This is a genomic window from Micromonospora zamorensis (assembly GCF_900090275.1).
Lineage (GTDB): Bacteria > Actinomycetota > Actinomycetes > Mycobacteriales > Micromonosporaceae > Micromonospora > Micromonospora zamorensis.
The window spans coordinates 2819583-2840427 of record NZ_LT607755.1 but is presented as its reverse complement, the minus strand read 5'-3'; the positions used below and the strand labels follow the sequence as shown (position 1 = coordinate 2840427).

Here is a 20845-nt window from a genome sequence, read left to right as displayed (position 1 = left end):
ACATTTCACAGGAAGGTGCATGAGCATGAAGATCGCCGTACTGGGTGGGACCGGCCTCATCGGGTCGCAGGTCGTCAAGATCTTGCAGACCGCCGGGCATGAGGCGGTGCCGCACTCGCTGTCCACCGGGGTGGACCTCCTCAGCGGGCAGGGGTTGTCCGAGGCGCTCAGCGGCGCCGACGTCGTCGTCAACCTGACCAACTCGCCGACCTTCGACGACGCCTCCCCCGCCTTCTTCCAGACGACCATGGACAACCTCCTGGCCGCCGCCGAGCGTGCGGGCGTCGGTCACGCGGTGGTGCTCTCCATCGTCGGCGTCGACCAGGTGCCCGACCTGGCCTACTACCGCGCCAAGACCCTCCAGGAGGACATCCTCAAGGCCGGTCCCGTTCCGTACTCGATCGTCCGCGCCACCCAGTTCTTCGAGTTCGTCGAGTCGATCCTCTCCTGGACCGCCGACGAGACCACCGTTCGCCTGCCCGGTGCTCCCCTGCAGCCCATCGCCGCGGCCGACGTCGCGCAGGCCGTCGCGGACGTCAGCATGGGCGCGCCGCTGCGGGGCATCCGCAACGTCGCCGGCCCCGAGGTCTTCGCCCTCGACGAGTTGGGGCGTATCACCCTCGCCGCCCGTGGTGACCAGCGCACCGTCACGACCGACAACAGCGCTGGCATGTTCGCCGCCGCCCCCGACGACGTCCTCGTCGCCCCCGACGGCGCCGTCATCGCGCCCACCGCCTACCGGGAGTGGCTGGGCCGCCAGGGCTGAGCGTCGGGCCCTACCCGCACGCCGCCGTGGCAGTCGATCATCACGGCGACGTGCGGGTACGGCTTTGCCACTCGTGGTCCAGGATCGCGAGCACGAGCCGGTCAGCCCACTCCCCCGCGAACAGATAGCTCGCGACGTGGTGTGCCTCGCGGCGCATGCCGAGCCGGGCCATCAGCCGGGCGGAGGCGGCGTTGCGCCCATGACACCGGCCATAGATCCGGTGCAGGCCGAACTCGGTGAAACCCCAGTCCACCAACGCCGAAGCGGCTTCCGTCGCCAACCCGCGACCCCCATGGTTGGGGTTGAACACGAAACCGAGTTCAGCCGTACGGTCGAGTTGGCTGCGCCACACCAACTCCACGGTGCCGATCACCCCCGCTTCACCGACCGCGGCCAACGCCAGGCAGTCCCCCTCCGCGCGCAGCGCGTCCTCGCCGGCCATGGCGAGCACCGACGCCCGCGACTGCTCACGGGTACGCGGCTCGGCACCGAGCATCCAGCGAACGACGTCGGGTCGACGCTGGTACGCGTACACGTCATCGAGGTCGTCGATGGTGAACGGACGCAGGGTGAGCCGCGCGGTGCGGATCGGATAGGTCGGCTGGAACATCAGGCGAACTCCCGCATCGTCTGCGGGCGGCCGTCATCGTGGGCCTCGGCGTCCCCTGCCGCTCCGGGATCGGGGCGGCGCGGTAGCAGCAACGGGCTGGCGAGGATCAGCAGTCCCGCGACCAGGATGGCCGTGCGAAGGCTGGTGGCGGCGGCGAACAGTCCGCCGAGCGCGCTGAGGACCGCGATGGTGGCACTGCTGCCGATCGACCAGGCCGTCAGAGTCCGGACCACGCGGTCCTTCGGCGTCTGCTCCAGGCGGTAGGTGGCGAGAACCGGGTTGTACAGGCTCATGCTGATGATGATCGCAAGTTCGACGGCGATCACCGTGGCGAGCCCGACGACACCGGGCTGGACGAAGGCGAGGCCGACCAGCCAGATCGCGCGTAACGTGCCCACGGTGCGGATGATCCGGTGTCGGCCGTACCTCGCGACGACCCGGCGGGCCAGCCGTGAGCCGATGAACCCGCCGACGCAGGGCACGGCGAAGGCAAGCCCGTACTGCCAGGGTGGGAACCCGAGTTCGCCGAGCAGGAGCACGGCCAGCAGTGGCTCGGTGGCCATGATCAGCCCACTGACGAGCAGCTGGTTGAGGTAGAGCGCCCGCAGGCCACGGTGGGTCAGGAGGTGCCGCCAGCCGTCGAGCACCTCGCTGGCACGCACCCGGCGACCGCCACCGCGCCGGGGGTGTTCCTCCCGCCCGCCGATCGCCGTGATCCCCAGCGCGGAGAGCAGGTAGCTCACGGCATCGGCCACGATGGTGGCGACCGGGCCGAACAGGCCGACCGCCGCGCCGCCCAGCGGCGGCCCGAGCGCGATGGCGCTCCAGGTCGTCGACTCGAACCTCGCGTTGGCCACGAGCAGGTCGTCCGGCCGGACGAGGGCCTTGAGGTAGGCGCCGCTGGCCGCACCGAAAGCGATCCTGGCGGTGGCGACGACGGCCGAGACGACCAACAACTGCGCGAAACCGAGACGGCCGAGCGCGTACGCGATGGGGATCGTCAGCAGCACCACGAACCGGGTCAGATCCATCACGACCATCACCGGCCGTTTGCGGCGGAACTCCACCCATGGCCCGAGCGGCAACGCGACCAGCGCGCCCACCGCCGGCCCCACAGCCGACAGCGCGGACACCTGGGCGGGGCTGGCGTCCAACACCAGCACGGCGATCAGCGGTAGGGCGCCGAAGCCGAACCCGGAACCGTAGGCACTGACCGCGTACGCCGCCCACAACCACCGGAACCGCCGGCCCAGGGATCGTCTCGCCGCCACACCCCACACCCCCGCTTCCAACAACCCGCCGTTGGCCGGTGCGATCAAAGCAAGGGCGCAGGGGCCAGATCAAACAACCGAACCCACGGTGAGTCACAACCAGATGTTGTGGAAGTAGGGTTCCTGGCGTGGATCTCGACGCCGTACGCACGTTCGTCGCCGCCGCCGACGCCGGTCAGTTCCAGGACGCCGCCACCACGCTGTCGATCACCCAGCAGGCCGTGTCCAAGCGCATCGCCGCCCTGGAAAAGGATCTCCAGGTACGACTGTTCAACCGCACCGCTCGCGGCGCCCAGCTCACGATCGACGGCCAGACCTTCCTGCCCCACGCCCGGGAACTGCTGCGCGTCGAGGCGCGCGCCGACGCCTCCGTACGCCCCGGTCGGCGCGCCCTGCGCGTGGATGTGCACAGTCGGCGCATCGCACCGGCGGTGCTATTGCAGGACTTCCACCGGGCGCACCCCCGCATCGAGCTGGATGTCGTCACCCTCGACGCCGATGTCCATGCCGCGATGGCCGCCGTCGAGGCAGGGGCGGTCGACGCCACGTTCCACGCGGTCCCCATCCCGGAGCGCCACCTGCCCGACGGGATCAGGACCGCCCGCGTGATCGACGAACACCACGAACTCCTCGTCGGGCCACGCCACGCCCTCGCCAACGCCCGCACCGTCACGCCCGCGCAGCTCGCCGCGCACCGCATCTGGATGCCCGGCATGGCCTCCGGCACCGAGTGGGCGGACTACTACGACGAACTCGCCGCCGCGTTCGGCCTCACCATCGACCTGGTCGGGCCGGTCTTCGGCAACGAGGCGCTGTTGGCCGAGATCGCCGACTCCGCGGAACTGGCGACGTTCGCCGGCGAACGCACCCGGTACCTGTGGCCGGACAGTTACGACCTGCGGCGCATACCGGTACGCGGACCGGCGCCGATCTACCCCATGTCGCTGATCTGGCGCGACGACAACCCGCATCCCGCGCTCGCCACACTCCGCGATCATCTCGATTCGCGACGAACGAGCCCAGTCGATGCGGAGATCTGGCTGCCAACGTGGGCATGACCAGCGGCGGACCGTCCCGCCGCGCCCGTCAGGGGCGCGGCGGGACGGTGTGACCTACTTGACCACCCACCGCAGCCGGCGGGTACGCCACAGGGCCGCCATGCCGATCAGGATCAGCAGGACCCCGACCGTCGCGATGGTGAGGATGGGTGAACCGGTGATCGGCAGTCCACCGCCGCCACCGCCTGCTGGGCCGCTCGGCGCTGGGTTCGCCTTGTTCAGGCCGACGAAGCCGGGGATCTCGTCGGCGCCGCCCAGGTAGGCCTGCTTCTCGTCCGAGGATCTCGTGACCTCGGTGAGCGACCTGTCGACGGTGGTCGGCAGGCCCGCGTGCTGCTCCTTGAACGTGGTGTCACTCAGCTTGGTCGTCTTGACCGGCTGCGTGAAGTCGACGCCACCCGTGGTCACCTGCACACCGTTCGGCAGTTCGTACGTGGTGCCGGAGATCTCCTTCACGTACTGGTTGAAGACGTCGACCGGGTTCCAGTCATCCTCGCGCTCCAGGGTGCTGACGTCGTTGCTGTCGATGCCGGCGTCGGCCGCGCGACCGTCGGCTGCCATCCGGCCGCGGTACCACTCGGCGGCCACCCGGCTGATGTAGACCCGGCGGAGGTCCTTGAACCCGGGCGCGTCATTCACGGCCTTGTTCAATTCGGGCAGGAGCAGGTCCCGGTAGACGGCCATGGACGGCTCCGGATTGGCTGGACACTTGAAGTCCGGGTCGCCGGGAATCGTGAAGTCGAACGCCTCGGCCTTCACCTCGAGGGGCGCGTCGAGGATGTAAAGGCGGTTCCCCTCCTCGCGGATCGTCGCCGTCTTCGGCACGATCCACTGCCGGATGCAGGCCCCGTCCAGGCCAGTCATCCGGTTCCAGTACTCCAGGCCGACCGCCGTCTTCGGGTCCTGGAATCGCGTCCACGCCCGCTTCAACTCCAGGTCGGCTTCGAGCAGGATGCGCCCGACCTCGGTCCGGCCGAGGTACTGGTCGATCACCTTGTCCGGCTGACTCGGGTTGAGGTTCACCCAGAAACGCGACGGCTCCACGGCCATCCAGGTGTTGAGTGCCTCGTCGGCGTCGTAGATCTGGTCGGTGCCGTCCTTGGACTCCTGGCCCGGGGTGGTCGCCGTCTCGAACGAGTACGTGTCGCCACCCGATCCCCCACCGTCCGTCACATAGCGCAACTGGACCGACGAGAAGTCGATGCCACCGGGCCGGATCGGCCCCATCTGCTTGCCGGCTGCCTTGCTGACCGCGCTGCCCTTGGCCAACTCCTCGGGTGACTTCGGAAGGATGGGACCCGAGGCCTTCGTCTCGTTGAGCAGCGTCTGGACCGCGACCTGCTTCGCACCCGTGTTGCGGTTGTTGGTCCGATCCCGCAGAACCTTTTCGTCCTCGCCCGGCGCGGCGTTCCACCGGTAGCTGTAGGTGAACTTGTCCCGGACCTTCGCGTTCTCCAGCGCCGGGTTGCAGGTCTTCTTGCAGGGCTCGATCTCGGAGTATCCCTCCTTGATCGGCGACGCCTTGGCCGGCTGGTACGACACCTTGCCGGTCTTCGGGTCGAACTCGATGCGCGGGGCCTTGCCCTGCATCTGTTCGATCAGTCGGATCTCGGCGTGCTTCGCACCGTCGCTGTAGCCGATGATGTACTTGCCATCCTGCAGCTGGGCGATCGCGTAGTTGCCCCGGACGTTGGTGTAAAGCTTGTCGGTGGTCTTCGGCGGCCGGTTGTACCGGAGATCCAACCGCGCCTCCTGCAGGTACGTGCTCAGCTTGTGGCACCCGTAACCGACCAGTCCCTGAGGCGTGATCGGAGCACACCGGGCATCGATGATCGGCCAGTCCGCGACGACGCGTGGCCCGGCGTGGCTGGCGGCCGGCGCAATGCCGATCACCGACCAGATCAGGACCAGGACCGCGGCGAGTCGCGTCAGCACCGCGATCCTCGAACGCTCCTTGATGTCATTGCCCATCAAATTCGCTGTCCCCCTCCGCACCCGTGACACAAAGGCCCCCCAACGCGCGTGGAAGATCGCGCGGCGGCACGGATGCATTTTTGTTAACCCGTTTGTCAAAGACGGGTGATGACATGCCCGAGTGTCAATGCCACGCGGCCTTGAGGGATGTTAGATGGCCGTTCTTTAGCGGATGGCCCCGGCCGACATTTCGGGCAGGAGTCAGAGGTCAGACTGGTCGGCGTAGTTGCCGGTGGCGATGTCCCACGAGAGGCCGTCCCAGTAGTTGTCCGAGGTCATCGCCGGTGCGTCCCACTCCCCGATGACCCGCTGCATCTCGTTCTTGGCGTCTTCCCACCCGTCCGGTTCGCCGCCGACGATTGCGGGCGCCAGACCGGCGACCAGGCGCAGCGAACGGGCGTACAGGTCGAGCGACGAGTTCACGAACGTCCGTGTCCGAATGTCATCGACGACCAGCACGGCGCCGGTGTCCAGGTCGAGGCAGAATTCGCCGCCCCACGCGTCCGTGCCGTAGCCGAATCGCAGCAGGCCATCCCGAAAGATCAGGTCCGGGCCGAGCAGAAACAGGTCGTACTCGTCGAGTCGCAACGATTCCGGCAGGTCGGCCGCGACCATCCGCTCCCGCAACTCCGGCGACAGCGACTCCCACCCGTCCAGCTTGCCCAGTGACGACATGGCCGCCAATCTATCGAGCGCCGACCAGCAACGCGGGGACCAACTCGGCCAGGACCGGCGGGTCGCTCGCTCACGCCGGTCCCACCCGGTCGGTCCTCGTCACCCACGCGCGGCCCCCTGATCTAGCCTGGTGAGATGCTGTCGCAGGTGAAGGGCTTGTCCCGACATTTCACTGAGGAGACCCTGCGCGCGTACCTCATCGGTCGTTCGGTCCGTCGAGACGACGGCTGCCTGATCGTGCGCGGTTACGGCAGCCAGCGGGGCGTGTACCAGAAGGTCGCCGGGCGGGCCTGGGCCCACATCACGGCCTACGTCGTCTTCGTCGGTGGATACGACCCCGGGTTGGACGTGCGCCACCTGTGTGGCGCGCCGGACTGCATCGAACCCACCCATCTCCAGCAGGTGACCCACGCCGAGAACTGTCGCAGCCGCACCCAGCAGCCGCGTTGCCGAAACGGGCACGAGCGGGAGCTCGATCCAACGAGTGGTCGCTACCGCACGGTGTGTCGAGTGTGCAACAGCGAGGCGCAGAAGAGGTGGCGCGTACGGCAGTCCGAAGAGGTTGCCGCAGCACGGGCCGCGTACGGCCGGCAGGTGGGCTGAGCGCGCGGGACACGCGCCCTTCGCACGATCTTCACCGGCCGGCTCCTGCCCCCTGCCGTCCCGCTCCGGCGTACTGCCGCGGTCACCCTGGTCAGCCGCGAGCGCTGCCCCGCGATCAGTGCCGCAGGAGTCCGGTCGTCTGGATCGTCTCCACGTGCCCGGTCGGCGGCGCACTGCGGTGCAGCTCAAGCCCGACGTCGACGACGACGGAGCGCTCCAGGGTCGAGACCTGTGCCATGGGTGTCCACTGCGCCAGGTCGGTCGTGCCGGACGTCTCGGATCGAAGCTCACCGGCAACGATCCGGGCCCGGTAGAAGATGGCCAGCATGTGCAGCTCGACAACATCCCTGTCGTTGCGCTCCACATTCCTCGTACGCGAGTTCACACCGAGCAACTGCTCGACCTGTGCCTCGTACCCCGTCTCCTCAGTCACCTCCCGCACGACGGCGTCGAACGGATCCTCGGCGTGCTCGACCCCGCCGCCGGGCAACGTCCAGTGCCGCCGAGCACCGTCGGGCGAAACCCAACGGGCGAGCAGCACGTCCTCATCCCGGAGACACACCGCGTACGCGGCGACCCGGAGCCGTTGCGTGATCACGGTGACCAGGATGTCGCAGTCTCGGGGGAAGCGCTGCCCTCGAACGGGTTGAACGGTTCTGTCAGAACGATTCTCCTGGGATTTCGGCGGTCAGGCTGCCGGCGCGCAGGGCCGATCGCCGACCTGAGCCGCTTGGCTGCTTCCCACCTGATCGGGTCTGTCAGGGCGCTGACCTAGCCCTGCGCGCATACCTCATCGGTCGTTCGGTCCGTCGAGACGACGGCTGCCTGATCGTGCGCGGTTACGGCAGCCAGCGGGGCGTGTACCAGAAGGCCGCTGGGCGGGCCTGGGCGCACATCACGGCCTACGTTGTCTTCGTCGGCGGTTACGACCCCGGGTTGGACGTGCACACCTCTGTGGAGTGCGTGACTGCATCGAACCCACTCACCTACAGCAGGTGGCCCGCGCCGAGAACTGCCGCAGCCGCACCCAGCAACCGCGCTGTCGCAACGGGCACGAGCGAGAGATCGATCCCACGAGTGGCCGGAACCGCACGGTGTGTCGCGCGTGCAACAGCGAGGCCCAGAGAAGGTGGCGGGTGCGCCAGGCCGCAGAGGTTGCCGCAGCCCGGGCCGCTTACGGGCGCCAGGTTGGTTGAAGCCCTCCCGGCAACCGGCGGAGTGAGCACGTGAGCTGGGCATCGGGTCGCTTCTGTCCTGGCTCCGTGAGACTGGCGAATGTTGACCGCTACGTCGATCAGGTCATCCGCCTGCTCACCGCCTCGGACGCCGGTCAGGAGCGGGTGGGCCGGTAGCGGTCATGTGGTGCCACGAGGCTTCCCTGGTGACCGGTCCGTATGATCCGGCGATGATCAGTGAGTCGTTGCGCCCCGGCCCGGCGGCCACCGGGCGTCGACCGCCCAGCATCAGCGCCAGCGTGCTGCTGTTCGCGTTCTGGTGGGTGTACGTGCTTGCCGTTGACATCGCGCTCCTGGCCGAGGTCGGCGGCGCCGGGAACTGGCTCGCCCTGGGTGGCTGCACGGTGGCCGTCGGTGTCCTGCTCCGTGGCCTCCGGCGCGGGGGTCCGACCGCGTGGCGGGTGGCCCAGCGATTCGCCGTGGGCGTCGGGCTCGCTTTTCTCGGTGGTGCCGGGACGATGCTGCTGTTCGGGCCGCGTCTCGGGTCGCTGATCACGCCGCCGGTCGAACCCGTTGTCGTCGTGGGGATGCTGGGCGGGCTGCTGGCGGTGCTGGCCCTGCTCGTCAGCGGGCTGCTGCTCCGCACCGCTTCGGCCCGGGCCTGGTGCGGTCGCTGATCGCTCATCGACCAGGATGGCGCCATGCACTCGATCTTCACCGGCCGGCTCCTGCTGCCCCTGCTGTCCCCGCTCCGGCGTACTGCCGCGGTCACCCTGGGGGACGGAACTCCGGTGGCGGTGCTGCGCCGCAAGTTCGTGTCCAAGCGGCACCAGTTCGACGTTCTTGATGCTGGAGCTACGACGCTGCTCGCCACCGGTGCCGCCACCAGCTTCGCGAACGACCATCACCGGCTGATCGGACCGCGTTCCGAGGTCATCCTGGAATACCTGATCGACTATGCGGGTCGCCGGCGGGGGACGGTGACTCTGCCGGACGGCCGGGTGTTCACGACCGAAGGCGACCGCAATGCCCAGCATTTCGCCATCACCGACCGGTCGGGTCGCCCGGTGGCCACGCTGGTGACCACGAGCAGCGCCTTGTCGATGCGGTCGGCGGACCTGGTGCTGGACGTCGGTGCGCCGGTGCTGACGCTGCTCGAAGCGATCGGCATGGCGCAGTGCCTGCTCACCGTGGTCAACTCCCGGCGGGGCGACGCGACCTGACCGGCAGTCGGCGCCGCCGACCTTCAACCAACTCCCAGGGGTACGGCGGCGCGAACGCCATCGACATCCGGGCCGCCGCCGGCAACCGGTCACCGCAGACTGGGAACCGCTGCGGCGGCTCCTCCGCCGTGCCGCTCGAGCAGCTGTCGCGCGGAGCCAGGACAGCTTTAGGTGGATCGTTACAACATCCTGAACCATTACGCACAAGAACTGTCATTATGATGCATGCCCGCTTCGCCCCCTTTTGTGGCAGCTAATTATCGGATTACCGTTAACGGCAAACTGTTAATGTGCCCAGACGGCGAAGAGGAGCTTGTGGCAGCGCGCGAGTTGGTGAGTTGACCGAGGTCTCAAGGATCTGAAGGTCCTGAGGTCAGCTCAGGTAAGCGACGACATCTGATCCACGCGCCCGCTCAGGGCCGGAGCCAGCGATCGAACCAGGCGCGAGTCCGGCGCAGGACGTCGAGTTGATGGTTGCGTTCCCGGACCGAGTGGCCCTCTCTCGGGTAGATCACGAACTCGTGCTCGACGTCGAAGTGGCGCAGCGCCCGGTGGAGGTACACGGCCTGCCCGAGGGGAACGTTGGTGTCCTCGGCACCGTGCAGGATGAGCACCGGAGTGCGGATGCGGCTGGCGAAGGAGATCGGGCTGACCGCGTCATGGGGGTGTGGGCCGATGCCGGACCAGCCGGTGCTGCCACCGAGCGCGGCTTCGAACTGGCCGTTCTCCCCGGTCGCGGCGAGCATGCCCCAGTCGACGACGCCGGCACCGACCAGCGCGGCCTGGAAGCGGTCGGTCTGGCCGACGGCCCAGGCGGACATGAAGCCGCCGTGACTCCAACCAGCGATGCCCAGCCGGTCGGGGTCGGCTATGCCCTGAGCGATGAGCAGGTCGATGCCGGTCAGGATGTCGGTCCACTCCTGCTCTCCGACCCGGCCTGCGACGCTGGCGGCGAACTGGTGACCATGGCCCTGGCCGCCGCGCGGGTTGGGCAGGAACACCGCGTAGCCGGCGGCGGCCAGCCACTGCGCGCTGGGGAACCAGAACAACTGGCACCGATCGGCGTAGCGATCGTAGGGGCCTCCGTGCACGATCGTGACCAGCGGGAACGGGCCTTCCGATGCGGACCTTCCGACCGGCAGCACGAGCAAACCGTCCAGGTCGAGGCCGTCGGCGGCGCGGTAGGCCAGCGGTTGTTGCGTGCCGAGTGCGATGCCGTCCAGGTCCGGGCGGGTGTTGGTGATTCTTCGTAGCGGCCCGGTCAACGGCCCGAGGTGAACGTTCGGGGGTTGATAGCGGGTGCCGGTAATGGCGGCGATCTCTGTGCCGGTAGGAGTGGTGGTGACGTTGTCGAGGCGTCCGGGGTGATGCGACAGGGTGCTGAGGCCGGCGGGGTCGAGCCGGGCCAGTGTCGTGTTCAGACCGTCGGCGAACACCACCAGCGGGGCGCCACCGGTCTGGCAGAGCTGGGTGGGGCACATCGAGAGACCAGCTGTCCGGTTGCGCAGGACGCGGCTGTCCACGGCCAGGTCGAACACGGCGGTGCCGGCCTGCAGCACCGGTGGGGTGAGCGCGACGTAACCGAGGTGCCAACCGTCCTCGCCCGGCCACCAGGCCAGAGATCGTGCGTCGGCCGCGACCGGGCCAAGGTTCTCCGCACTCCCGGTCGTGGGGTCGAACAGGTGCAGTTGGCCGGTGCGCGGGCCGTGGTCGTTGTCGGCGCTGGCCCAGGTGAGCACGGCAAGTGGGCCGCCGCCGGGACGTTGGCACAGTTCCACGACGTGCCGGTCGCCGAACACACCCGGGGTGGTGACCCGGCCGGTGCGCAGGTCGAGCATCCGCAACCGGGCACGCGATTCGCGCTCGCCGACGACGACGGCGTCGTCTCGATCCCGGGCGCGGCGCGCGTCCTGCTCGGTGGGTTCGTCCTCCGCGAGCAGAGCGACCAGGTGGGGGTCGCTCAGCGGCAGGTGGTCGATGACGCCGGTTCGCCAGTTGGTCACCGTGGTCACCGCGCCGTTGGCGGGGGTGAGTCTGTGTAGCTGCGGGGTGCCGCGGTCGGCGCGGTCGGACAGGAAGAACAGCGTCTCCGAGTCGGCCGACCAGAGCGGCCGGGACTCGGTTGCGGTGTCGGCTGTCGCCCTGCGCGGCGCGACGGCGTCATCGGTGCCGGCGAGCCAGAGTTGGGTGTCGAGGTGGTCACCGGACCGGCTGATGGGAGCGAGGACGTAGCAGAGCAAGCGCCCGTTCGGGGCCAGCGCCGGGGTCTGCGGGGCACAACCGTCGACCACGAGCTCGGCTGTCAGACCCGTCATGCGATGAGTGTGCCAGCATCGACAGAACGTCATGGTCGGTCCGGTACTGGATCGACGCATCCGATTCTCACCGAACGTGCCGGGATCGATCGGCGGCCACAAACCAGTAAGCCAACCGATCCGGTGCTCACGATTCCGGGTGGGCTCCGGGCCCGGGCAACAGGTCGATGTCAGTAGCCCGCATGGGCTGTTCGCACTCCGAGCACCGCAGCTCCACGTGGCTGATCTTGCCGCAGGCGTGGTGGCGGTAGAGCACCGGCGGGCCGGCCTCGCCCGCCGTCCACCGGTCACCCCACCGCACCATCACCAGCAGCAGATCGCAGAGCTCCCTGCCCTTGTCGGTGAGCAGGTACTCGTGGCGGACCGGCCGGTCCGAATACTCACGCCGGGTCAGGACGCCCTGTTCGACCAGCCAGCTCAGCCGTTCGGCGAGCACCTTGCGGGACATGCCGAGGCCCCGCTGGAGTTGCTCGAAGCGGTGCGTGCCGGCGTAGACGTCCCGCAGGATCAGCGGAGACCACGGCTCACCGATGACGTCGAGGGTGCGGGCGATCGAGCACGCCATGGCACCGAACTGCGTTCGTTGCATGACGCCACGATACGCAAAGATGGTTCCTTCAAGGAACTGACTCTGTTAGCGTCACATCAGTCCATCCCCTTAAGGAACGGACTGGCCCTGTCCCCCTCTCCACACGCGTGTGGAAGCCGAAGGAAGGCCCGCATGAACCATCCGCCGATCGTGCCGACCAGGGACTGGCAGGACGCGGTAGACGCCCTGCGCGTACGCGAAAAGGCACTCACCCGCCAGCTCGACTCAGTGGCCGCGGCGCGTCGCCGGCTGCCGATGACGCCGGTCGAGCAGGACTACGTGTTCGAGGGCCCGTCCGGGCCTGCCAGTTTGAGCGACCTGTTCCAGGGCCGCCGCCAGCTCATCGTGTACACGTTCATGTGGCACGGCATCGACGCCGTCTGCTCCGGCTGCTCGATGTTCACCGACAACGTCGGACACCCGGCCCACCTCAACGCCCGTGACGTCACCCTCGCGTTGACGTCTCACGGCCCACTGGACGACCTGCTGGCGGTGCGGCGGCGAATGGGTTGGGACCTGCCCTGGTACTCGTCGCTGAACAACAGCTTCAACGCCGACATGGGCACCGGTGACGGATTCGCGCTGAACGTCTTCCTCCGCGCCGACGACCGGATCTTCCGCACCTACACCACCACCTCCCGCGGCGTGGAACGGCTCGGCAGCAACTGGACCTTCCTCGACCTGACGCCCTACGGCCGACAGGAGACCTGGGAGGACTCGCCGGAAGGCTGGCCGCAAACCCAGCCCTACCGGTGGTGGCGACTGCACGACGAGTACGACACGACCAGGGATCCGTCATGACGGTCGACACGCCAGTCGCTGAACTCCTCTTCCAGCAGGAGGATGCGACACCCTTCAACACCGACGTGGCGACACTCAAGCCGTGGAGCCAGGCATTGGCCTGCCTGCGGTCGGCGCACAAGTGTTGGCTTCCACTGTGGGACCGGATGGTCGGCCACACGCCGCACCGGTGATGGTCGTGCTGGTCGACGGGGCGCCGTGCATTGCGAGCCGCCCGCACTCCCGTAAGAGCCGAAACCTGGCTGGCAACCCCCGCGCTGTCATCACGGTGAGCAGCGAAGATCTCGACCTGGTGGTGAGCGGTGAAGCTCACCAGGTGTCCGGCGGGACCGCACTGCGCCGGGTGGCCGCCGCCTTCGTCACAAAGTACGGCTGGACGTTCGACATCAGGGACGGCCGGGTCCACGACGAGAGTCTGCCCGGATCACCCGAGTACGCCTTCCACCAGGTCTCCCCGGTCCGGGCTTTCGGCTACGGCACGGACGGGCTCACCGCGACCCGCTGGCGGTTCAACCGCACCTGAGGTCACGCCGAGCCCGTCCGCCGCTGGTATGTCTAGGGCGACACTCTTCGACGTCGGGGCCGCCGGCCTGCGATCAGTGGGCGGGCTCGCCGAACCAGCGGGAGAGGTGTTGGTCCAGGCTCTGCTGATCGTCACCGACCCAGGCGACGTGCCCGTCGGGGCGCAGCAGGACACAGGGGACGTCCAGCTCCGCGGTGGGATCCGTCAGGTGATCGACCCGGTCTGACCAACCGCCGGCGGTCAGGCGTTCGGTGCGGTCCAGCAGCAGGCCCCGGCCGCGATGCAGCAGACCGTAGAGGTTGCCCTGTTTCACGGCGAGGTCGCCCAGGCGGCGGCCGAGCAGGTCGGGGCCTGCGCCGAAGTCGTACCGGATGCCGATCGCGGTGATCTTCTCGATCAGGTGGCGGTTCACCTCGTCGAAGTCCATCAGCTCGGTGAGCAGCCTGCGCACGGCCTGCGAGCCTGGTTCGGGGGACAGCAACTCCATCTGGGCTCGGGTGTTGTCCAGCACGTCCGCGGCGACCGGATGACGTTCGGCCTGGTACGTGTCCAGCAGAGCCTCCGGCGCCCAGCCCTGGATGTGCGCGGCCAGTTTCCAGCCGAGGTTGAAGGCGTCCTGAACGCCCAGGTTGAGGCCCTGTCCCCCGATGGGCGGATGGATGTGGGCGGCATCGCCGGCCAGGAGGACGCGGCCGACCCGGTATCGGTCGGCCAGCCGGGTGGCGTCCCCGAAGCGGGACAACCAGCGCGGGGAGTGCACACCGAAATCGGTTCCGGCGATGGTGCGCAACTGTTGTTGAAAATCCTCGAGGGTGGGCGCCACCGCACGGTCGCTGACTCCCGCGGCGGGGACCACGACGCTGTAGACCCCGTTGCCTGCGGGCCGGAGCCAGAAGGGGTGATGGTTTTCGCGGATCGCGTTCACCGTGGCGGCGATCTCCTCCTGCGGCGCGCCCACCTCCATCTCGCCCATCAGCGTCTCGGTCCGTGCGGGTTCCCCGGGAAAGCCGACGCCGAGCAGTTTGCGCACCGTGCTGCGTCCGCCGTCACAGCCGACGAGATAGCGCGAGCGCAGTTGCTCCCCGTCGGTCAGCTCGACGGTCACACAGTGGTCGTCCTGCTCGATGCCGACGACCGCGCGACCACGCCGAACCTGCGCGCCCAGTTCGATCGCATGCTCTTCGAGCAGGCCGACGATGACTGGCTGCGGGATACCCAGCAGATAGGCGTACGCGGAGTCCAGGTCTTTCGGTGCGGGTTTGGCGATGGCAGCGAAGAAACCGGCGGCCGGCCGCTGCCTGCCGTGCGGGAGGATGCGATCCAGCAGGCCGCGCATGGCCAGCAGTTCGAGGCTGCGGACATGCAGACCGACGATGCGGACGTACGACGCGGGCTCGGTTTCCTTCTCCACCACGAGGACCCGTACGCCGTGCAGCCGCAGTTCGGCGGCCAGCATCGCACCGGTCGGCCCGCACCCGGCAATGATCACGTCGAAGATGAGGGGTGTGCGATCCGCACTGGTGGACGGCGACTCGACCCTGGTCTGAGACGCGGGCTCGGCGGTGAATTGTTGAGGGCGCATGGGTGTTGCCTTTCGGGAGGGCCTTGTTGGCGGGGCGCTCCCGGCGACACCTACGTCAATCGCCCGGTCGTGACGGGAAGGGGGAGCACCCACATCGCTGCATCGTTCATGGGTCTCACCTCCTCGGGCGGGTCACGTCACCTGCAAGCTACAAGCCCGACCATCGTCCCGCCAGCTCTTTTCAGTCATGGTCACGGGCGTACGCCTTCTCGTCCGCGCGGCGTTCGCCCTGTCGCCGTCAGCGGTCCTGCGGGCGGGTCAGCGATCGGTGGAGCCACTCGGCCATCAGCGCGCGTTCGGCGTCGGTGAGCCCTGGGAGGTCGGGCAGCACCGTCGCGAATGTCACCGCGACCGCGTTCGTGGCCGTGTCGGGTGTCGCCGGAGTTGTCGCCAGGATGCTGGTGAGCACAGCGTCGAGCATGGCCTCGCTCAGACCGGGGTCGCGCTGCTCCGGGGGCACTCCCAGCAGGGTGAGGATGGTTCCGTTGCCCGCAGAGTGGATCATCAAGAGTGCGCGCTGTTCATCGACCCGCAGGAGGCCGGCTGCGGCGAGTCGCCGAACGCGGCGACGCAGCACGTCGAGGCCCGCGACCGTCGCCGGTGAGGGTGCGCCGCTCCCCCGCGTCGCGATCAGCGCGTACAGCTCGGGGTTCGCCAGGCCGAAATCCACGTGCGTACGCCATCCGGCGCGCAGGTCCGCGACCGGGTCACCCGCCGCGACGTCCGCCGCGACCGACTTGCCGCTGACGTAGGTGGCCATGACGTGTTCGGCGACGGCGTCGATGAGGCCGTCCTTGTCGCCGAACAGGCGGTAGATGGTCGGGGCCTGCACTCCTGCGGCCTGAGCGACGGCGCGCGTCGTCACCGCGTTCGCGCCCTTCGCACGCAGCAGTTGGGTGGCTGCCGCGACGATGCCGGAACGGACGTCGTCGCGAGATGCCGTGTCCTGCGTCGTCACCATGAACCGATGCTAACAGCACCTTGTTATCTGCGGAATATCGGTGTTAACGTCGGATACGAATCACCGATAACAAGGGAGCGTTCATCATGTTGGTCGTCACCGGTGCCACTGGTCAGCTCGGGTCCCAGATCGTCGACCTGCTCCTCGACCGGCTACCACCCGAGGCCGTGGGCGTGAGCGTGCGCGACGTCGACAAGGCCGCGGGCCTCGCCGAGCGCGGTGTCCGGGTCCGTGCTGGAGACTTCACCGACCCAGCCACGCTGGAGCACGCCTTCGAGGGTGCCGAGAAGGTCCTCATCGTGTCCGCCGCCATTCGCGGCGCCGGTGCGCTCGTCGCAAACCGCGCCGCCGTCGACGCCGCCCGGGCCGCGGGAGTCAAGCGAATCCTGTACACCAGCCACCAGGCGGCCTCCAGGGACTCGCTGTTCGCCCCCCAGCCCACGCACGCCGCAGCCGAGGAACACCTGGCCGGCCTGGGGGTTCCCTTCACCGCCCTGCGCAACGGGTTCTACGCGAGCACGCTCAGCTACTCCATCGGTGCGGCGCTGGAGACCGGGCAACTCGTGGCGCCGGCGGACGGGCCGGTGTCCTGGACCGCGCATTCCGACCTGGCCGAGGCCGCAGCCATCGCAATGGTCGAGGAGGGCCTGCTCGATGGCGTCACGCCCGCGCTGACCGCGGCGGAGGCGCTCGACCTCGAAGCGGTGGCCGGGATCCTCACCGCGATCACGGGCCGCGCCATCACCCGAGTGGTCCTCGGCGACGACGAGTGGAAGGCCGACGCCGTCGCGCATGGCATGCCCGCGGCAGCCGCCGACTTCACCCTCGGCATGTACCGCGCAGCGCGACGGGGAGAGTTCGCCGTCACCGACCCGACGCTGGAAACCCTCATCGGTCGTCGACCGACGTCCGTCCGTTCGGTGCTCGAGGCCATCGTCTCCCAACGGTGATGCGTGCTGACGAGCACCGGGCCTGCGGGCCGCTGAGTTGACCCTCGACCGGGTCGAGGCCCGACCATCGGCGACATGGACAACCAGCCGACATCCGACCCGACCATGACCCGCATCGGTGCGGCGGTGCAGCTCGGCCGATCAGGACAGAAGGCTCTCGCCCGGGACGCCCTCGCCGCACTGTGGGACGAGATCGGCCCCACCGGCGACGCCTTCCACCGCTGCACGCTCGCCCACTACCTCGCCGATCTCCAGGACACCACCGAAGCGGAGCTGGTGTGGGACGAGCGCGCCCTGGCCGCCGTGTCCGACCTGACCGACGAGCGCGCCCGGCGTTACCTGCCCTCGCTCCAGGTCCAGGCGTTTCTGCCGTCGCTGTACCTGAATCTGGCCGACTGCCACCGGCGCCTGGGCAACCCAGCCCAGGCCCGGGAGCACCTGGCCCGGGCCGGCGAACACCTGGTGCACCTGTCCGACGACCCGTACGGCGAGGCCATCCGCGCCGCCATCCGCGAGTTCGCCGCGGACGACCCGAGCGACGCCCGGCGGTGACGGTCGACGGGGCCTGATGGCGATCTGTAGGTTGTCTTCTTGACGGGCGGCTGAGGTGTAGCTAAGTTTCAGCCACCCGGACTGAGAGGCGTCTATGCAGACCCGACTCGTTACCGCGACCGCCTGGGCGGCCACACTGGTGGCCACCCTCGCTTCCCTCCCTGCCCAGGCCGCCACGCCGGCGCGCCCGCCGAATGCCGAGCACGGCTGGGTGACGTCCACGCTGCGACACATGAGCCTGGAGCAGAAGGTCGGCCAACTCTTCGCCACCTACGTCTACGGCGGTGACGCCGTGGACCCCAGCGCCACAGACCGCGCCGCGAACCTCGCCGCCTTCGGTGTGGAGACCCCAACCGAGGTGATCGAGCGGTACCACCTGGGCGGCGTCTGCTACTTCTCCTGGTCGCACAACCTGGACAGCCCCCGGCAGATCGCGACCCTCTCCAACGGACTCCAGCGGGCCGCCCTCGGCGACGGGACAAAGGGCAGGGTGCCGCTGCTCATCTCCACCGACCAGGAGCAGGGCGCGGTGGTGCGAATGCCCTCCCCCGCCGCCCAGTTCCCCGGGTCGATGGCACTGGGTGCGGGGCGGTCGGCCCAGGCCGCCCGGACGGCGGCGGAGGTCACCGGACGCGAGCTGCGCGCCGTCGGCATCCGACAGCCGTACGCGCCGATCGCCGACGTCAACGTCAACCCGGGCAACCCGGTGATCGGGGTACGGTCCTTCGGCGCCGACCCCACCCTCGTGGCCGACCTCACCGCCGCCCAGGTCACCGGTTTCCAGGACCGGGCCGGGGTGACCGCCGCGGCGAAGCACTTCCCCGGTCACGGCGACACGGCCACCGACAGCCACACCGGTCTCCCGGTGATCAACCACAGCCGCGCCGAGTGGGATCGGATCGACGCGCCGCCGTTCAGGCGGGCCATCCGCGCCGGCGTCGACACGATCATGACCGCGCACATCGTGGTCCCGGCGCTCGACCCGTCCGGCGACCCCGCGACCTTGTCGCCCACGATCCTCACCGGCGTGCTGCGTGGCGAGCTCGGTTTCCGGGGTGTCATCGTCACCGACGCGCTCAACATGGCTGGCGTACGGGCGAAGTACGGTGACGAGCGGGTGCCCGTCCTGGCGCTCAAGGCCGGCGCCGACCAGCTCCTGATGCCGCCGGATCTCGCGCTGGCGCGGGACGCGGTGCTGCGGGCTGTCGCCACCGGCGAGCTCACCGAGGGTCGGATCGACGAGTCGGTCCGACGCATCCTCGGCGTGAAGTATCGCCAGGGACTGGCCCGCTCCCCGCTGGTCGACGTGGAGAAGGCCGTGCGGACCGTCGGCGCTCCGGAGCACCTCGCCGCCGTCACCCGGGTCACCGACCCCACGCTCACCGCCGTCCGCAACGACGCCGGAGTGCTGCCCCTGCCCCACGCCGACCGGTCGGTCCTGATCACCGGCTGGGACAGCGCTGCCTTCGCCCCGGTCGCGACGGTCGCCGCCGGATTCACCGCACGTGGTGCCCGTGCCACCGCCCGACCGGCGACCCTGCCCTCCGACGCGACGATCGCCGCCACGGCGAGCCAGGCCTCCGAGCACGACCTCACCGTCGTGCTCGTGAACAAGGCGTGGGACACCGCCGTCACTGACCCGCGAGCCACCCAGCAGCGCCTGGTCGCGGCGCTGCTCGGCACCGGGAAACCCGTTGTCGTCGTGGCTGTCCGCGACCCGTACGACATCGCTTACCTGCCGGGTGTCACCACCTACCTGGCGACGTACTCGTACACCCGCGCAGCGATGGACGCCCTCGTCCGCGCGCTGCACGGCGAGTTGTCCCCGAGCGGACGGCTGCCCGTCACGATCCCCACGGCCGAGGGGGCGGGCTCCGTGCTCTACCCCTACGGCCACGGCCTGAGCTGGTAGGAGGCAAGCATGCAGCGGAGGAATCTCCTCATCGGCGCGGTCGGCGCGGGCGCGCTGGGGGCGGGGACGCTCGGCGCAGGACCGGTGTCGGCCGGCTCCCGTGCCCGTCGGGTTCGCACCGGCCTCGACGAGCTGGTGTCGTCCGGGTTCGCCGAACTCGCCGGTCAGCGTGTGGGCGTCGTGTCCAACCCGACCGGGGTCGACGTGTCCTACCGGCACCTCGTCGACCTGATGCACGGCTCCGGTCGGGTGCGACTGGTCGCGGCGTTCGGCCCCGAGCACGGCTTCCGCGGCTCCGCCCAGGCCGGTGGCAGCGAGGGAACCGGCGTCGACGCACGCACCGGCATCCCGGTGTACGACGCGTACGGCGCCTCGCAGGCCCGATGGGAGGCCATGTTCACCGAGGCCGGGGTGGACACGGTGGTCTTCGACATCCAGGACGTCGGAGTCCGCTTCTACACCTACATCTGGACGATGTACACCTCGATGGTCGCCGCGGCCCGGGTCGGCAAACGCTACGTCGTGCTGGACCGGCCCAACCCGATCGGCGGGCGGGCCTACGGGCCGTTGATGACCAGCCCGTACACCTCGGGAGTGGGCCTGAAGGAGATCATCCAGCAGCACGGGATGACCGTCGGGGAGCTGGCCCGCTTCTTCAACGCCACGTTCCTGCCGGCCGAGGCGGGACGACCGGTCGACCTGCACGTCATCCGCTGCCGGCACTGGAAGCGCGACGCCCTCGCCGCCGACACCGGCGTGCCCTGGGTGATGCCCAGCCCGAACATGCCCACCCCGGACACCGCTCTGGTCTACCCGGGCACCGGGCTGTTCGAGGGCGTCGCGTCAATCACCGAAGGGCGCGGCACCTGCCGCCCGTTCGAGCTGATCGGCGGGCTGGCGACGGACTTCGACCACCACTGGGGTGACCGGCTCAACGCCCGGAACCTGCCCGGGGTCGAGTTCCGCGAGGCGTACTTCTCGCCGACCTCGGCCGGGCAGAAGCCGGACCTGCTCAACAAGCTCTGCGCCGGCGTCGAGGTCAAGGTCGTCGACCCGGCGGTGTACGACCCGATCCGCACCGGCGTGGCCATGCTCGTGGAGGCGCACAAGTACCCGGCGTTCGCCTGGCGACGCGACTCGTGGGACACCGTGCGCCCGTACTGGATCGACAAACTCACCGGATCGCCGCGACTGCGGACCCAGATCGACGCCGGAGCTGACGTGGACGACGTCGTCGGCGCCTGGGCCGAGGAGTTGGCCACCTTCAACCGGCAACGCCGGCCCTACCTGCTCTACTGAGGAGCG

At 69.2% G+C, this 20845-nt stretch carries 21 protein-coding genes; 12 read left to right on the top strand and 9 right to left on the bottom strand.

Translation table 11 applies throughout. From position 1 onward, the window contains the following. Positions 1–25 precede the first annotated feature (25 nt). On the top strand, positions 26–766 hold the full coding sequence (locus GA0070619_RS12305) for an SDR family oxidoreductase (RefSeq protein ID WP_088948191.1): 741 nt from the start codon (positions 26–28) through the stop codon (positions 764–766). A 40-nt stretch (positions 767–806) separates the two neighbouring features. On the opposite strand, the gene GA0070619_RS12300 is transcribed toward GA0070619_RS12305, so the two are convergent. Both GA0070619_RS12300 and GA0070619_RS12295 read right to left on the bottom strand, forming a co-directional pair. Further along, positions 807–1376, bottom strand: a complete 570-nt coding sequence (locus GA0070619_RS12300) for a GNAT family N-acetyltransferase (RefSeq protein WP_088948190.1) — start codon at positions 1374–1376, stop codon at positions 807–809. Further along, positions 1376–2647 carry an MFS transporter gene (locus GA0070619_RS12295; RefSeq protein WP_231927391.1) on the bottom strand — a complete coding sequence of 424 codons (1272 nt, stop codon included), beginning with the start codon at positions 2645–2647 and terminating at the stop codon, positions 1376–1378. Before GA0070619_RS12295 ends, GA0070619_RS12300 begins: the two co-directional genes overlap by 1 nt. A gap of 128 nt (positions 2648–2775) precedes the next feature. Here GA0070619_RS12295 and GA0070619_RS12290 point away from each other — a divergent pair, with 128 nt between their 5' ends. After that, positions 2776–3705, top strand: coding sequence for a LysR family transcriptional regulator (locus GA0070619_RS12290; RefSeq protein ID WP_088948188.1), 930 nt, complete (start codon positions 2776–2778; stop codon positions 3703–3705). A gap of 54 nt (positions 3706–3759) precedes the next feature. On the opposite strand, the gene GA0070619_RS12285 is transcribed toward GA0070619_RS12290, so the two are convergent. Together GA0070619_RS12285 and GA0070619_RS12280 are read right to left on the bottom strand one after the other, a co-directional pair. Then, complete coding sequence (locus GA0070619_RS12285; protein WP_088948187.1) at positions 3760–5676, bottom strand: hypothetical protein; 1917 nt, start codon at positions 5674–5676, stop codon at positions 3760–3762. A 204-nt stretch (positions 5677–5880) separates the two neighbouring features. Then, entirely contained in the window at positions 5881–6354 is a 474-nt protein-coding gene (locus tag GA0070619_RS12280) for an SUKH-4 family immunity protein (RefSeq protein WP_231927390.1), read from the bottom strand. A gap of 135 nt (positions 6355–6489) precedes the next feature. Here GA0070619_RS12280 and GA0070619_RS12275 point away from each other — a divergent pair, with 135 nt between their 5' ends. Beyond that, positions 6490–6957, top strand: coding sequence for an HNH endonuclease (locus tag GA0070619_RS12275; RefSeq protein ID WP_088948186.1), 468 nt, complete (start codon positions 6490–6492; stop codon positions 6955–6957). Between the two features lie 115 nt (positions 6958–7072). Here the strand turns inward: GA0070619_RS12275 and GA0070619_RS12270 are convergent, their stop codons facing one another. After that, the gene (locus tag GA0070619_RS12270) at positions 7073–7555 is read right to left on the bottom strand and encodes an NUDIX hydrolase (RefSeq protein ID WP_197699641.1); all 483 of its coding nucleotides are present in this window, start codon (positions 7553–7555) and stop codon (positions 7073–7075) included. Between the two features lie 807 nt (positions 7556–8362). On the opposite strand from GA0070619_RS12270, the gene GA0070619_RS12260 reads away from it, so the two are divergent. Further along, a complete protein-coding gene (locus tag GA0070619_RS12260) occupies positions 8363–8809 on the top strand; it encodes a hypothetical protein (RefSeq protein ID WP_157743983.1) in 447 nt (148 codons plus the stop codon). A 24-nt stretch (positions 8810–8833) separates the two neighbouring features. Next, positions 8834–9355, top strand: a complete 522-nt coding sequence (locus GA0070619_RS12255) for a hypothetical protein (RefSeq protein WP_088948184.1) — start codon at positions 8834–8836, stop codon at positions 9353–9355. A gap of 413 nt (positions 9356–9768) precedes the next feature. Here GA0070619_RS12255 and GA0070619_RS12250 read toward each other — a convergent pair whose 3' ends face one another. Beyond that, a complete protein-coding gene (locus tag GA0070619_RS12250) occupies positions 9769–11670 on the bottom strand; it encodes a S9 family peptidase (RefSeq protein ID WP_088948183.1) in 1902 nt (633 codons plus the stop codon). Between the two features lie 127 nt (positions 11671–11797). After that, complete coding sequence (locus GA0070619_RS12245) at positions 11798–12259, bottom strand: winged helix-turn-helix transcriptional regulator (protein ID WP_088948182.1); 462 nt, start codon at positions 12257–12259, stop codon at positions 11798–11800. Positions 12260–12391: 132 nt separating this feature from the next. Between GA0070619_RS12245 and GA0070619_RS12240 the strand changes: the two genes are divergently transcribed. From GA0070619_RS12240 to GA0070619_RS12235, 3 genes are read left to right on the top strand one after another with little or no spacing between them, the layout of a single operon-like run. Beyond that, positions 12392–13060 carry a DUF899 domain-containing protein gene (locus tag GA0070619_RS12240; protein ID WP_088948181.1) on the top strand — a complete coding sequence of 223 codons (669 nt, stop codon included), beginning with the start codon at positions 12392–12394 and terminating at the stop codon, positions 13058–13060. Beyond that, positions 13057–13233 (top strand): hypothetical protein, encoded by a 177-nt coding sequence (locus tag GA0070619_RS33100; protein ID WP_197699640.1) that lies wholly within the window; start codon positions 13057–13059, stop codon positions 13231–13233. Before GA0070619_RS12240 ends, GA0070619_RS33100 begins: the two co-directional genes overlap by 4 nt. Further along, a complete protein-coding gene (locus GA0070619_RS12235; protein WP_462686457.1) occupies positions 13233–13583 on the top strand; it encodes a pyridoxamine 5'-phosphate oxidase family protein in 351 nt (116 codons plus the stop codon). The genes GA0070619_RS33100 and GA0070619_RS12235 overlap by 1 nt, the downstream gene beginning before the upstream one ends. A 73-nt stretch (positions 13584–13656) precedes the next feature. Here GA0070619_RS12235 and rox read toward each other — a convergent pair whose 3' ends face one another. Together rox and GA0070619_RS12225 are read right to left on the bottom strand one after the other, a co-directional pair. Further along, positions 13657–15081: a rifampin monooxygenase gene (rox, locus tag GA0070619_RS12230; RefSeq protein WP_197699674.1), complete on the bottom strand. Its 1425-nt coding sequence runs from the start codon at positions 15079–15081 to the stop codon at positions 13657–13659. Positions 15082–15403: 322 nt separating this feature from the next. After that, the gene (locus GA0070619_RS12225) at positions 15404–16126 is read right to left on the bottom strand and encodes a TetR/AcrR family transcriptional regulator (RefSeq protein WP_088948179.1); all 723 of its coding nucleotides are present in this window, start codon (positions 16124–16126) and stop codon (positions 15404–15406) included. A gap of 86 nt (positions 16127–16212) precedes the next feature. Here GA0070619_RS12225 and GA0070619_RS12220 point away from each other — a divergent pair, with 86 nt between their 5' ends. The 4 genes from GA0070619_RS12220 to GA0070619_RS12205 all read left to right on the top strand — a co-directional run bounded on the left by GA0070619_RS12220 (position 16213) and on the right by GA0070619_RS12205 (position 20839). Continuing rightward, positions 16213–17076: an NmrA family NAD(P)-binding protein gene (locus GA0070619_RS12220; RefSeq protein ID WP_088948178.1), complete on the top strand. Its 864-nt coding sequence runs from the start codon at positions 16213–16215 to the stop codon at positions 17074–17076. Positions 17077–17151: 75 nt separating this feature from the next. Continuing rightward, entirely contained in the window at positions 17152–17628 is a 477-nt protein-coding gene (locus GA0070619_RS12215; protein WP_088948177.1) for a hypothetical protein, read from the top strand. 94 nt (positions 17629–17722) lie between these two features. After that, positions 17723–19540, top strand: a complete 1818-nt coding sequence (locus GA0070619_RS12210; RefSeq protein ID WP_088948176.1) for a glycoside hydrolase family 3 protein — start codon at positions 17723–17725, stop codon at positions 19538–19540. Between the two features lie 9 nt (positions 19541–19549). Continuing rightward, on the top strand, positions 19550–20839 hold the full coding sequence (locus GA0070619_RS12205) for an exo-beta-N-acetylmuramidase NamZ family protein (protein ID WP_088948175.1): 1290 nt from the start codon (positions 19550–19552) through the stop codon (positions 20837–20839). The last annotated feature ends 6 nt before the right edge of the window (positions 20840–20845 follow it).